12 protein-coding genes are annotated in these 13,186 nt (G+C 56.1%); 11 read left to right on the top strand and 1 reads right to left on the bottom strand.

Features of this window, described 5'->3' with window-relative positions; translation table 11 throughout:
* Nucleotides 1-8: 8 nt before the first annotated feature.
* The 11 genes from HED65_RS15380 to yjiA all read left to right on the top strand — a co-directional run bounded on the left by HED65_RS15380 (nt 9) and on the right by yjiA (nt 11,231).
* A complete protein-coding gene (locus tag HED65_RS15380; protein WP_114979215.1) occupies nt 9-389 on the top strand; it encodes a 5-carboxymethyl-2-hydroxymuconate Delta-isomerase in 381 nt (126 codons plus the stop codon).
* An 8-nt stretch (nt 390-397) separates the two neighbouring features.
* A complete protein-coding gene (gene hpaH, locus HED65_RS15375) occupies nt 398-1,201 on the top strand; it encodes a 2-oxo-hept-4-ene-1,7-dioate hydratase (RefSeq protein ID WP_028016557.1) in 804 nt (267 codons plus the stop codon).
* Nucleotides 1,202-1,210: 9 nt separating this feature from the next.
* Nucleotides 1,211-2,008 (top strand): 4-hydroxy-2-oxoheptanedioate aldolase, encoded by a 798-nt coding sequence (hpaI, locus tag HED65_RS15370; RefSeq protein WP_114979214.1) that lies wholly within the window; start codon nt 1,211-1,213, stop codon nt 2,006-2,008.
* A gap of 21 nt (nt 2,009-2,029) precedes the next feature.
* Nucleotides 2,030-3,376, top strand: a complete 1,347-nt coding sequence (gene hpaX / locus HED65_RS15365) for a 4-hydroxyphenylacetate permease (protein ID WP_114979213.1) — start codon at nt 2,030-2,032, stop codon at nt 3,374-3,376.
* On the top strand, nt 3,348-4,238 hold the full coding sequence (gene hpaA / locus HED65_RS15360; protein WP_114979212.1) for a 4-hydroxyphenylacetate catabolism regulatory protein HpaA: 891 nt from the start codon (nt 3,348-3,350) through the stop codon (nt 4,236-4,238). The genes hpaX and hpaA overlap by 29 nt, the downstream gene beginning before the upstream one ends.
* A gap of 195 nt (nt 4,239-4,433) precedes the next feature.
* A complete protein-coding gene (gene hpaB, locus HED65_RS15355) occupies nt 4,434-5,996 on the top strand; it encodes a 4-hydroxyphenylacetate 3-monooxygenase, oxygenase component (RefSeq protein WP_059354709.1) in 1,563 nt (520 codons plus the stop codon).
* A gap of 17 nt (nt 5,997-6,013) precedes the next feature.
* The gene (locus tag HED65_RS15350; protein ID WP_114979211.1) at nt 6,014-6,523 is read left to right on the top strand and encodes a 4-hydroxyphenylacetate 3-monooxygenase reductase subunit; all 510 of its coding nucleotides are present in this window, start codon (nt 6,014-6,016) and stop codon (nt 6,521-6,523) included.
* A 179-nt stretch (nt 6,524-6,702) separates the two neighbouring features.
* Nucleotides 6,703-7,620: a helix-turn-helix transcriptional regulator gene (locus tag HED65_RS15345; RefSeq protein ID WP_114979210.1), complete on the top strand. Its 918-nt coding sequence runs from the start codon at nt 6,703-6,705 to the stop codon at nt 7,618-7,620.
* 190 nt (nt 7,621-7,810) lie between these two features.
* The gene (locus HED65_RS15340) at nt 7,811-9,964 is read left to right on the top strand and encodes a carbon starvation CstA family protein (RefSeq protein ID WP_114979209.1); all 2,154 of its coding nucleotides are present in this window, start codon (nt 7,811-7,813) and stop codon (nt 9,962-9,964) included.
* A gap of 99 nt (nt 9,965-10,063) precedes the next feature.
* Complete coding sequence (locus HED65_RS15335) at nt 10,064-10,267, top strand: YbdD/YjiX family protein (protein ID WP_003856610.1); 204 nt, start codon at nt 10,064-10,066, stop codon at nt 10,265-10,267.
* A 10-nt stretch (nt 10,268-10,277) separates the two neighbouring features.
* Nucleotides 10,278-11,231, top strand: a complete 954-nt coding sequence (gene yjiA / locus HED65_RS15330) for a GTPase (RefSeq protein WP_114979208.1) — start codon at nt 10,278-10,280, stop codon at nt 11,229-11,231.
* Between the two features lie 430 nt (nt 11,232-11,661).
* On the opposite strand, the gene HED65_RS15325 is transcribed toward yjiA, so the two are convergent.
* Entirely contained in the window at nt 11,662-13,020 is a 1,359-nt protein-coding gene (locus HED65_RS15325; protein ID WP_147279802.1) for an esterase-like activity of phytase family protein, read from the bottom strand.
* Nucleotides 13,021-13,186: the final 166 nt, after the last annotated feature.

Here is a 13,186-nt window from a genome sequence, read left to right as displayed (position 1 = left end):
GAGCCACCATGCCGCATTTTATCGCTGAATGTACCGACAATATCCGCGAGCAGGCCGACCTGCCGGGATTGTTCGCTAAAGTGAACGAGGCGCTGGCCGCCACGGGTATCTTCCCGCTCGGCGGTATCCGCAGCCGCGCGCACTGGCTGGACACCTGGCAGATGGCCGACGGCAAACATGATTACGCCTTTGTGCACATGACCTTGAAAATCGGTGCCGGGCGAAGCCTGGAGAGCCGTGAGGCCGTGGGTGAGATGCTGTTTGAGCTTATCAAAACGCATTTCGCAGATCTGATGGTGGCTCGCTATCTGGCGCTGTCATTTGAGCTCGACGAGCTTCACCCGACGCTCAATTACAAACAAAACAACGTGCACGCGCTCTTTCGCTGAGGTCTTTTATGCTCGATAAACACACCCATACCCTGATCGCCCATCGTCTGCACCAGGCGGAGCAATCCCGCGAACAGATCCGCCAGATCTCGCTGGACTACCCGACGATCACCATCGACGACGCCTACGCCGTGCAACGCGAATGGGTCAGCCTGAAAATCGCCGAAGGCCGCGTACTGAAAGGCCATAAGATCGGTCTGACCTCCAAAGCAATGCAGGCCAGCTCGCAGATCAGCGAACCGGATTACGGCGCGCTGCTGGACGACATGTTCTTCCACGACGGCAGCGACATCCCCGTCGATCGCTTTATCGTTCCGCGCATCGAAGTGGAGCTGGCCTTCGTGCTGGCCAAACCGCTACGCGGCCCGAACTGCACGATCTTCGATGTCTACAACGCCACGGACTACGTGATCCCGGCGCTGGAGCTGATCGACGCCCGCTGCCACAACATCGATCCCGACACCCAACGCCCGCGCAAAGTGTTCGACACCATCTCCGACAACGCCGCCAACGCAGGGGTGATCCTCGGTGGTCGCCCGATTAAACCCGACGAGCTGGATCTGCGTTGGATCTCCGCCCTGCTCTATCGTAACGGCGTGATCGAAGAGACCGGCGTCGCCGCAGGGGTACTGAACCATCCGGCGAACGGCGTGGCATGGCTGGCAAATAAACTGGCCCCGTACGACGTGCAGCTTGAACCGGGGCAAATCATCCTCGGCGGTTCGTTTACCCGCCCGGTGCCCGCCAGCAAGGGCGATACCTTCCATGTCGATTACGGCAACATGGGCTCCATCAGTTGCCGCTTCGTCTAGGAGACAACCATGCAAAACGCATTCAAAACGGCGCTGAAAGCCGGAACGCCACAGATCGGTTTATGGCTGGGGCTGACCAGCAGCTACAGCGCCGAACTGCTGGCAGGCGCGGGCTTCGACTGGCTGTTGATCGACGGTGAACACGCGCCAAACAATGTGCAAACCGTCTTAACGCAGTTACAGGCGATTGCGCCTTACGCCAGCCAGCCGGTCGTGCGCCCGTCGTGGAACGACCCGGTGCAGATCAAACAACTGCTCGACGTGGGCGCGCAAACCCTGCTGGTACCAATGGTACAAAACGCCGATGAAGCCCGGCTGGCGGTAAGCGCTACCCGTTATCCCCCTGCGGGTATTCGCGGTGTGGGCAGTGCGCTGGCCCGTGCGTCACGCTGGAACCGTATCCCGGATTACCTGCAACAGGCGAACGATGCCATGTGCGTACTGGTGCAAATTGAAACCCGCGAGGCGCTAAAAAATCTGCCGCAGATCCTGGATGTAGAAGGGGTTGACGGGGTGTTTATCGGCCCGGCGGATCTCAGCGCAGACATGGGTTTTGCGGGTAATCCGCAGCACCCGGACGTACAGGCTGCTATCGAACAGGCCATTGCCCAGATACGCGACGCAGGCAAAGCGCCCGGCATCCTGATGGCGAATGAAGCACTGGCAAAACGCTATCTCGAACTCGGCGCATTGTTTGTCGCCGTCGGCGTTGATACCACCCTGCTCGCCCGCAGCGCCGAAGCCCTGGCAGCGCGATTTATCGAAAAACCGGTTACGTCAGTTAATAACAATAAATCCGTCTACTAAACGTAAGATCTGGAGCGCACCATGACGACCTCTACCCTGCAAAATAATAAAGCTGTTGAACATCGCGTCATTAACAAACTGTTCCGTCGCTTGATCGTGTTTCTCTTTATCCTGTTTGTCTTCTCGTTTCTCGACCGTATTAACATTGGCTTTGCCGGGCTGACGATGGGCAAAGATCTGGGCCTGACGTCCACCATGTTTGGCCTGGCGGCAACGCTGTTTTACGTCACCTACGTGCTGTGTGGGATCCCGAGCAACATCATGCTGGCAAAGATCGGCGCGCGCCGCTGGATCGCCGGGATCATGGTGGTGTGGGGCATCGCCTCGACCTGCACCATGTTCGCCACCAGCCCGCAGACGCTCTATGTGTTGCGCATGCTGGTGGGTATTGCCGAAGCCGGCTTCCTGCCGGGGATCCTGGTCTATCTAACCTGGTGGTTCCCGGCGTATCACCGTGCCCGCGCCAACGCGCTGTTTATGATTGCCATGCCGGTGACCATGATGCTCGGTTCGATCCTCTCCGGGTACATTCTGGCCATGGACGGGCTGTGGAACCTGAAAGGCTGGCAGTGGCTGTTCCTGCTGGAAGGCCTGCCGTCCGTGGTGCTTGGCGTGGTAACCTGGTTCTTCCTTAACGATACGCCGGATCAGGCCACCTGGCTGGATGATGACGAAAAGCAGGCACTCAAAACCATGATCGCCCGCGAGCAGGAGCTTGCCGTTGCGCATTCCGCCACGCCGCGCTCGACACTACGTGAAGTATTGACCCCTGCGGTGCTGCTCTACACCCTGGCCTATTTCTGTCTGACCAACACGCTCAGCGCAATCAACATCTGGACGCCACAGATCCTGCAAAGCTTTAACAGCCACAGCAGCAATATCGTGATCGGCCTGCTGGCGGCGATCCCGCAGTTTTGTACCATCCTCGGGATGATCTGGTGGAGCCGCCGCTCCGACAGGCTGAAAGAGCGAAAAAAGCACACCATCCTGCCGTATCTCTTCGCCGCGGCGGGATGGATGCTGGCCTCAGCGACGGATCACAGTCTGATCCAGTTGCTTGGCATCATCATGGCCTCAACCGGATCGTTTACCGCCATGGCGATATTCTGGACCACGCCGGATCAGGTTATTAGCCTGCAATCACGCGCAGTGGCGCTGGCGGTGATCAATGCCATCGGCAACGTGGGATCTGCCGTCAGCCCGCTGCTGATCGGCATTCTGCGTGATGCGACCGGAAGCTTCAGTTCAGGATTGTGGTTTGTCGCCGGTCTGTTGGTGGTCGGTGCGCTGGTATTAACACGCATCCCGATGACGCACCGGGATCAGCAGAGGAGCGGCCATGTGCCAGAGCCCTATCGCCAACATTGATATCAGCAAGGAGTACGACGAAAGTCTGGGCACCGACGATGTGCACTACCAGTCATTCGCCCGCATGGCGGCCTTTTTTGGCCGCGACATGCAGGCGCATCGTCACGACCAGTATTTTCAGATGCACTTTCTTGATACCGGGCAGATTGAGCTTCAGCTCGACGATCACCGCTATTCGGTGCAGGCACCGCTTTTCGTCCTTACACCGCCGTCGGTGCCGCACGCGTTTATCACTGAATCCGACAGCGACGGGCATGTCCTGACGGTGCGTGAGGATCTGATCTGGCCGCTGCTGGAAGTACTCTACCCCGGCACACGCGAAACGTTTGGTCTGCCGGGGATCTGCCTCTCCCTGGCCGACAAACCGGATGAACTGGCGGCGCTGAAGCACTACTGGCAACTGATCGAACGCGAATCCAGGGAACAGCTGCCCGGACGTGAACATACGCTGGCACTTTTGGCGCAGGCGGTGTTCACTCTGCTGCTGCGCAACGCGAAGCTCGACGACCATGCTTCAGGCGGGATGCGCGGCGAGCTCAAACTCTTCCAGCGCTTTACCCAGCTGATTGATGCTCACTACCACCAGCACTGGACGGTGCCGGAATATGCCAGCGAGCTGCACCTCACCGAATCCCGCCTGACCGATATCTGTCGCCGCTTCGCCAACCGCCCGCCGAAACGGCTGATCTTCGACCGGCAGCTGCGGGAGGCCAGACGGTTGCTGCTCTTCTCCGACAGCGCGGTCAGTGAGATTGCCTGGCAGTTGGGGTTTAAAGATCCGGCCTATTTTGCCCGCTTTTTTAACCGCTTAGTGGGGTGTTCGCCAAGCGCGTATCGGGCGCAGAAAGTACCGGTTTCCTGAACGTATCCCGGTCCGTAGGGCGGGTAAGCGCAGCGCCACCCGCCTAAAAGCCGCACAGATCACAAAATCCAATCCCACCCGAAAAGTACCCGTCGTTGTCCCAATCGTCCCTTCACGTTACGCCTCTCTCACGCTTCAATTAAACAACAAAAACAAAACATAAATTTAACAACACTATTCCGATACGAGGTCCCTATGAAGCCTGAAGATTTCCGCGCTGATGCCAAACGTCCATTAACCGGTGAAGAGTATTTAAAAAGCCTGCAGGACGGTCGGGAGATTTATATCTACGGCGAGCGCGTCAAAGACGTCACCACCCACCCGGCATTTCGTAATGCGGCAGCCTCCATCGCGCAGATGTACGATGCCCTACACAAACCAGACATGCAGGACACGCTGTGCTGGGGAACCGATACCGGCAGCGGCGGCTACACCCATAAGTTCTTCCGGGTGGCAAAAAGTGCCGACGACTTGCGCCAGCAGCGTGATGCCATCGCCGAGTGGTCGCGCCTGAGCTACGGCTGGATGGGGCGCACGCCGGATTACAAAGCGGCATTTGGTTGCGCGCTCGGCGCTAACCCGGCCTTCTACGGTCAGTTCGAGCAGAATGCCCGTAGCTGGTACACCCGCATTCAGGAAACCGGCCTGTACTTCAACCACGCAATTGTTAACCCACCGATCGATCGCCATAAACCCGCCGATGAAGTGAAAGATGTCTACATCAAGCTGGAGAAAGAGACCGACGCGGGAATTATCGTCAGCGGTGCGAAAGTGGTGGCAACCAACTCGGCGCTGACTCACTACAACATGATTGGCTTCGGCTCCGCGCAGGTGATGGGCGAAAACCCGGATTTCGCACTGATGTTCGTCGCCCCCATGGATGCCGAAGGCGTGAAGCTGATCTCCCGCGCCTCTTACGAGATGGTGGCTGGCGCAACCGGCTCCCCGTATGACTACCCGCTCTCCAGCCGCTTTGACGAGAACGATGCGATTCTGGTGATGGACAATGTGCTGATCCCGTGGGAAAACGTGCTGATCTACCGCGATTTTGACCGTTGCCGTCGCTGGACAATGGAAGGCGGCTTTGCCCGTATGTACCCGCTGCAGGCCTGCGTACGTCTGGCGGTAAAACTCGATTTCATCACCGCCCTGCTGAAAAAATCGCTGGAGTGTACCGGCACGCTGGAATTCCGTGGCGTACAGGCAGACCTGGGGGAAGTGGTGGCCTGGCGCAACATGTTCTGGGCGCTGAGCGACTCCATGTGCTCTGAAGCTACGCCGTGGGTCAACGGTGCATATCTGCCGGATCATGCCGCGCTGCAAACCTATCGCGTTATGGCGCCGATGGCCTATGCGAAGATCAAGAACATCATCGAGCGTAACGTCACCAGCGGGCTTATCTACCTGCCGTCCAGCGCGCGTGACCTGAACAACCCGCAGATTGATCAGTATCTGGCGAAGTACGTGCGCGGCTCTAACGGCATGGATCACGTCGAACGCATCAAAATTTTAAAACTGATGTGGGACGCCATCGGCAGCGAATTTGGCGGCCGTCACGAGCTATACGAAATCAACTACTCCGGTAGCCAGGATGAGATCCGCCTGCAGTGTCTGCGTCAGGCGCAGAGTTCCGGCAACATGGACAAGATGATGGCAATGGTCGACCGCTGCATGTCCGAGTACGACCAACACGGCTGGACAGTGCCGCACCTGCACAACAACAGCGATATCAACATGCTGGATAAGCTGCTGAAATAACGCAGCGGGAGATGACAATGCAATCAGAACAACGTCTGCGTTTTCGCGATGCGATGGCCAGCCTGTCGGCCGCAGTGAATGTTATCACCACTGAGGGTGAGGCTGGTCGCTGCGGGATCACCGCCACCGCCGTCTGCTCGGTAACGGACACCCCACCCTCACTGATGGTGTGCATCAACGCCAATAGCGCCATGAACCCGGTATTTCAGGGCAACGGCAAACTGTGCGTTAACGTGCTGAACCATGAGCAAGAGATAATGGCTCGCCACTTCGCCGGAATGACCGGTATGGCAATGGAGGACCGCTTTGCGCTCTCCTGCTGGCAGAACGGCGCACTGGCACAACCGGTGCTGAAAGGCGCGCTGACCAGCCTTGAAGGCGAGATAAGCCAGGTGCAAACCATCGGTACGCATCTTGTTTATCTTGTTGAAATTAAAAATATCATTCTGAGTGACGCGGAACATGGCCTGATCTACTTCAAACGCCGTTTTCACCCGGTCATGATGGAGACGGAAGCCGCAGTATAACCCCTCTCGCGCTGGCCTTTTTCTCTGGCCAGCGCCGCTTTCCACAAAAATCCCTAAGGTTTCCACTAAATCACGCCGTTATATAACCATAAGAGAAATTTTCTGTGCCTGAATACTGACATCTGTTGTCAGTGCCATCCGCATCATTCAGCGCATACACAAATATACAGGATCACCTTATGGCTAAAACGACGCGGAGCCGCTCGGCTGAACGTCTGGTCGATATTCTGGTTGAACTACATTTAAACGGTGTGGTAAACCGCAGTGCGCTAATGGAAAAATTTAAAATTACCGAGCGTACCGTCTACCGGGATTTAAATGCACTCTCTCCGATTGTTGAACATACCGGTAATGGGCTATATCGACTGATCCATTCTTCACAATCTCCCGGCGGACAAGGATTACATCACTCACTGGCTAACTTCCTGAATGCTGATAGCTTTTTCCCTGAAAGAAATGCGGAATTCTGGCAGAAACTTGAAACACGCGTTGACGAAAACCATATTCTTATCCTTGGGAATGAAGCAGAACATACGGTACAACGCGATATTCGTCTTCATTTAGCGAAAATCGAGAAATCGATTAAGAACCATAATGTTTGTCAGATCGTTTATAAGAGTAAAACCCGCCTGATTAATCCCTATAAACTCATTAACAAAAAAAATATATGGTATTTACAAGCCACCGAAAATGGCAGACTGAAATCCTTCTCATTGAGTCAGATTAGCTGGCTTGATATTCATACGACCACCTTCACTCCTGAAGAAAATGCCCGCGAGCTACTGGAAAAAAGCCTCGACCCCTGGGTGTCGGAAGATACTTTCGCAGTGAAAATATTTATTAAAAATAATATTTCACATTACTTCCTGCGCCGTGATCTCCTGCCGAAGCAAGAATTGCTGGAGGAACAACACAGCGGCGTCACGCTGCGCTGTCAGGCGGCACACGAAAATCAGATCCTGCCGCTGCTTTTCTACTGGCTGCCAGACATTCAGATCCTGGAGCCGAGCTGGCTTAAGGAGAAGCTCATCAGAACCCTGGAAAGCTACCTGGCAATTGAGAGCAGCGCGCATAACCAAGTGATCTCAATCACATAATTTTGACCGCTGGCGGCGAACCGGAACCACTCGCCGCCACCTTTGACCGCTCACCTGGCACTTTCAACCACTCATCCATTTACCCTCCTTTACACACGCGACGTTCTGGCAAGATCCCACCAGCATTAATCAACACCTCCTCACAACGAACCCTGACCCTTTTTTCTTTACATAAAAAACCAGGTCTATTATGGATACTAAAAAACTACTGAAGCACGTGCCCTGGGCCTTACTCGGGATCCTCGGCGCTTTTTGTCTGGCGGTTGTCGCATTACGCCGGGGCGAGCACGTAAGCGCCCTGTGGATCGTGGTCGCGTCTGTTTCCGTCTATCTTGTTGCTTATCGCTACTACAGCTTGTACATCGCGCAGAAGGTCATGAAGCTCGACCCGACGCGTGCCACTCCGGCGGTCATTAACAATGACGGCCTGAACTATGTGCCAACCAACCGCTACGTGCTGTTTGGTCACCACTTTGCCGCTATCGCTGGCGCTGGCCCGCTGGTCGGCCCGGTACTGGCCGCGCAGATGGGTTACCTGCCGGGCACCCTGTGGCTGCTCGCCGGTGTAGTACTGGCGGGTGCCGTGCAGGACTTTATGGTGCTGTTTATCTCTTCTCGTCGTAACGGCGCCTCTCTGGGTGAGATGGTCAAAGAAGAGATGGGCCGCGTGCCGGGGACTATCGCCCTGTTCGGCTGTTTCCTGATTATGATCATCATCCTCGCGGTGCTGGCCCTGATCGTGGTGAAAGCCCTGGCTGAGAGTCCGTGGGGTGTCTTCACCGTCTGCTCTACTGTGCCGATTGCGCTGTTCATGGGTATCTACATGCGCTTCCTGCGCCCTGGACGCGTGGGCGAAGTGTCGGTGATTGGTATTGTGCTGCTGGTTGCCTCCATCTACTTCGGCGGCGTGATTGCGCACGACCCGTACTGGGGCCCGGCGCTGACCTTCAAGGACACCACCATCACCTTCGCGCTGATCGGTTATGCGTTTATCTCCGCTCTGCTGCCGGTATGGCTGATTCTGGCTCCGCGTGACTACCTGGCGACTTTCCTGAAAATCGGCGTGATCGTCGGTCTGGCGATCGGTATCCTGGTGATTAACCCGGATCTGAAAATGCCAGCAGTGACGCAGTACATCGACGGTACTGGCCCACTGTGGAAAGGCGCGCTGTTCCCGTTCCTGTTCATCACCATTGCGTGTGGTGCTGTATCGGGCTTCCACGCGCTGATCTCTTCAGGTACCACACCTAAGCTGCTGGCGAACGAGAAAGACGCTCGTCTGATCGGCTACGGTGCCATGCTGATGGAATCCTTTGTGGCGATCATGGCGCTGGTTGCTGCGTCCATTATCGAACCGGGTCTCTACTTCGCGATGAACACGCCGCCGGCGGGCCTGGGCATTACCATGCCAAACCTGCATGAGATGGGTGGTGACAACGCGGCGCTGATTATGGCGCAGTTGAAAGACGCAAGCGCACATGCTGCAGCGACCGTCAGCTCCTGGGGCTTCGTGATTTCGCCTGAGCAGATCATGCAGACCGCGAAAGACATCGGCGAACCGTCCGTGCTGAACCGTGCAGGTGGTGCTCCGACGCTGGCTGTGGGTATCGCACATGTGTTCCACAAAGTGCTGCCGTGGGCAGACATGGGCTTCTGGTACCACTTCGGTATTCTGTTTGAAGCCCTGTTCATCCTGACCGCGCTGGACGCCGGTACCCGTGCAGGCCGCTTCATGCTGCAGGACCTGCTGGGTAACTTCGTGCCGTTCCTGAAGAAAACCGACTCTCTGGTTGCGGGCGTGCTGGGCACGGCAGGTTGTGTTGGCCTGTGGGGCTACCTGCTGTATCAGGGCGTTGTCGACCCACTAGGCGGCGTGAAGAGCCTGTGGCCGCTGTTCGGTATCTCTAACCAGATGCTCGCAGCCGTTGCTCTGGTGCTCGGTACCGTTGTCCTCGTGAAGATGAAACGCACCAAATACATCTGGGTTACCGTGGTCCCTGCGCTGTGGCTGCTGCTCTGCACCACCTGGGCGCTTGGCCTGAAACTGTTCAGCGCTAACCCACAGCTGGAAGGCTTCTTCTTTATGGCTAACCAGTACAAAGAGAAGATTGCCGCAGGCGGCGCGGACCTGACTACGCAGCAGATTGCCAACATGAACCATATCGTGGTGAACAACTACACCAACGCGGGTCTGAGCATTCTGTTCCTGGTGGTGGTGTACAGCATCATCTTCTACGGCATCAAAACCTGGCTGAAAGTGCGTAACGCCGAGGGGCGTACGGACAAAGAGACCCCGTATGTGCCGGTGCCGGAAGGCGGCGTGAAGACCTCTTCACACCATTAATCCGCAATCCTCCCCCTCTCCCTTTGGGAGAGGGTTGGGGTGAGGGGAACACAAGCCCAGCGGACTCACATCGCCGGGCTTTTCTATCTGGAACCCACAATGTTTGGTAACTTAGGCGAAGCAAAAAAATACCTTGGTCAGGCGGCGAAAATGCTGATTGGCATTCCGGACTATGACAACTACGTTGAGCATATGAAGACCAACCATCCGGATAAGCCGTACATGACCTACACCGAATTCTTCCGCGAGCGTCAGGAAGCGCGCTACGGCGGAAGTGGAGAAGGCGGCGTCCGCTGCTGCTAAAGGAGACACCATGACCCCGATTGCCGTCACCCTGCTGACCGGTTTCCTCGGCGCAGGTAAAACCACCCTGCTGCGCCATATTCTGAACGAGCAGCACGGCTTCAAAATCGCCGTTATCGAAAACGAGTTTGGCGAAGTTTCGGTAGATGATCAGCTGATCGGCGATCGCGCCACGCAGATCAAAACCCTGACCAACGGCTGCATCTGCTGCACCCGCTCTAACGAACTGGAAGACGCTCTGCTGGACCTGCTCGACAGCCGCGATCGTGGTGACATCAATTTCGACCGTCTGGTGATTGAATGCACCGGCATGGCTGACCCCGGCCCAATTATTCAGACCTTTTTCTCCCATGAGATCCTCTGTCAGCGCTACCTGCTGGACGGCGTGATTGCACTTGTCGATGCCGTCCACGCCGACGAACAGATGAATCAGTTCACCATTGCTCAGTCTCAGGTGGGTTATGCCGACCGCATTCTGCTGACCAAAACCGACGTGGCGGGTGAAAGTGAAAAACTGCGCGATCGCCTGACGCGCATCAACTCCCGTGCCCCAATTTACACGGTGACGCACGGCGATATCGACCTGTCCCAACTGTTCAATACCAATGGCTTTATGCTGGAAGAGAATGTCACCTCGAAGCCGCGTTTTCACTTTATGGCCGACAAGCAAAACGATGTGTCATCGATTGTCGTCGAGCTGGACTACCCGGTGGATATCAGCGAGGTCTCCCGCGTGATGGAGAACCTGCTGCTGTCGTTTGCCGACAAGTTGCTGCGTTACAAAGGGATGCTGTGGATTGACGGCGAGCCGAACCGCCTGCTGTTCCAGGGTGTGCAGCGCCTGTACAGCGCCGACTGGGATCGCCCGTGGGGAGAGGAATCACCGCGCAGCGTGATGGTGTTTATTGGTATCCAACTCCCGGAAGAAGAGATTCGGGCGGCGTTTGCGGGTCTGAAGAAATAACTGCTATGCATCCCCTCTGCCCTGTAATTTATTAACCTGAAGCGATGAATTTTGTATCAGGAAAATGAATAAATTACAGCGATGTCCTGGTCCGGCTGTAAATCGCCGAAGCGTTTCCGTAGGGCCGGGGCGAGGCGCAAGGATGCGCCGAGAGGGCGTGGCCTGCAGGGATGCAGGCTCATGCCCGACCCGATAGCCCGAAGGAATAAGCTGAGGGAACCGCGAAGCGGCGATTTACCGCCGGGAGCCCGGGTCGCCAGGGTGGTGGCGATTGAGCCACCCTGGCACGTTCACAGGTCATGCCGTTCCAGAATAGCAAGGAACATAAAGTGAACGGAATAACCTCCACAGCGGTATGTTCCCCCTCACCCCAGCCCTCTCCCTCAAGGGAGAGGGGGCCGTCTGTGCAGGCATTATTTTGTGGGGAAACTTATTTCACCGCCTCCGGCAGCGTCACAATCCACAGCTCGCTGTCAGATTCCGGCTTCTTCAGCGGCTTCACGCTGAGCGTGGTTTCAACCGGCTTGTCATCAAGCGTCAGCGTCCCCTGCGCGTTCACCCGATAATCCTTGAGCTTCTTGCCCTCGACCGGGTTTTGCATTACCGCTTTCACGCCAAAGTCGTTGTCGTTTGCTATTGCCAGCGTTTTGCTGTCGATCAGCGCCATCCCTTCGGCCTTCTCCTGCTGCCAGCCGAGGGCACGTAAATCGACGACCTGCGTTTTCTCCGCAAGGGTTATGCCGCGCTGCGCCAGGGTCTTCTCATCATCAAACTCGGGGTACTCGCCCGGCTTGTCAAAGGCTGAAAGGTCGCTCGCCTTGCTGAGATCCACCTTGTAGATCAGGTTACGCATCCCGTCGTTTTTATCGCTTCCCTGCTCAATCAGCAGGATGTGCTGGTCATCGAGCGCCACAATGTCGCCAATTTTGGCATCACTGTTTTTGCTGTAGGCGGAGCTGTCGATGGGATAACCGTACATCGCGGTTTTCCCGGTCGCCGGATCGAAGCTGACCAGACGCGTAAACAGCGCCTGTTTTTTACTTTTACCGTCGATATCCAGCGTGCTTTGCACAGCGGCAATAATGCGCCCATCAGGCATACGGGTCAGGCCTTCAAAGCCCCGGTTCGGTTGACGCCATTTGATAATGTTTGGCAGACCGCCCGCGATGGATTTTTCCCCTTCCGCCGCCTGCGGCCCGTGGATCGCCAGGATTTTCCCTTTGCTGTCGACGTTTATCAGGAACGGACCATACTCATCGCACAGCCAGTAACCCCCTTTTCCGTCCGGCGTGATGCCTTCCGTGTCCAGCCCACGGTTGTCACCTTTTAGCGTCTTTAACGTGTCGCTTAACGCGACCTCATTAGTGGAGCCAATCACGCCGCTTTGCAGTGGCAGACCGTTAATCTCGCCCTTCTCGTCATGCAGAGGGCGAGCATCAATGGCCTCGGCTTTACCGTTTTGCACACGGATCGTCATCAGCAACGGCGCGAAATCCGGCGTAACAAAAATTTTGGCTTCGTTTTTACCCATTTTTGGCGCATCCGCATTCGGACCGCGATCGGTAACCGTCACGAAGGTCAGTGCATCACCCTGCTTGCCCGTAAACAGCAGGCCAGAACCAATACCCACTGGGAGCCCGTTCGGGAACGCATCGGCAAACGCGCCGCTGTATTTCACATGGGAGCCGTCAGGGAAGCTGACGATATATCGCTCAGCGGTAGGCTGTGCCGCCAGGCCAGAGAAAGAGAGCGCACAACCGATAAGCACAGGAATAATTTTTCTTTTCATATTGTTAGCATCCATAGAGTGAAGCCAACACCGTAAAGAATCAACGTGTCAGAAAAATGACATTGGATGGCGAGGTATAAAACATGAAAAAACTGGATATCCTTCTTCTTTCTGCTCTGACGATGAACGTCAAGTTGGGTATATCCGGAAGCTTCTTAATGAAGCG

It is taken from the genome of Pantoea sp. LS15, assembly GCF_012241585.1.
GTDB lineage: Bacteria > Pseudomonadota > Gammaproteobacteria > Enterobacterales > Enterobacteriaceae > Enterobacter.
The sequence above is the reverse complement of the archived record's forward strand: the minus strand, read 5'-3'. Positions and strand labels throughout refer to the sequence as shown.

Coding starts and splice junctions, on each gene's coding strand:
- HED65_RS15380 (WP_114979215.1), top strand. CDS start 9: ATGCCGCATTTTATCGCTGAATGTACCGACAATATCCGCGAGCAGGCC.
- hpaH (WP_028016557.1), top strand. CDS start 398: ATGCTCGATAAACACACCCATACCCTGATCGCCCATCGTCTGCACCAG.
- hpaI (WP_114979214.1), top strand. CDS start 1,211: ATGCAAAACGCATTCAAAACGGCGCTGAAAGCCGGAACGCCACAGATC.
- hpaX (WP_114979213.1), top strand. CDS start 2,030: ATGACGACCTCTACCCTGCAAAATAATAAAGCTGTTGAACATCGCGTC.
- hpaA (WP_114979212.1), top strand. CDS start 3,348: ATGTGCCAGAGCCCTATCGCCAACATTGATATCAGCAAGGAGTACGAC.
- hpaB (WP_059354709.1), top strand. CDS start 4,434: ATGAAGCCTGAAGATTTCCGCGCTGATGCCAAACGTCCATTAACCGGT.
- HED65_RS15350 (WP_114979211.1), top strand. CDS start 6,014: ATGCAATCAGAACAACGTCTGCGTTTTCGCGATGCGATGGCCAGCCTG.
- HED65_RS15345 (WP_114979210.1), top strand. CDS start 6,703: ATGGCTAAAACGACGCGGAGCCGCTCGGCTGAACGTCTGGTCGATATT.
- HED65_RS15340 (WP_114979209.1), top strand. CDS start 7,811: ATGGATACTAAAAAACTACTGAAGCACGTGCCCTGGGCCTTACTCGGG.
- HED65_RS15335 (WP_003856610.1), top strand. CDS start 10,064: ATGTTTGGTAACTTAGGCGAAGCAAAAAAATACCTTGGTCAGGCGGCG.
- yjiA (WP_114979208.1), top strand. CDS start 10,278: ATGACCCCGATTGCCGTCACCCTGCTGACCGGTTTCCTCGGCGCAGGT.
- HED65_RS15325 (WP_147279802.1), bottom strand. CDS start 13,020: ATGAAAAGAAAAATTATTCCTGTGCTTATCGGTTGTGCGCTCTCTTTC.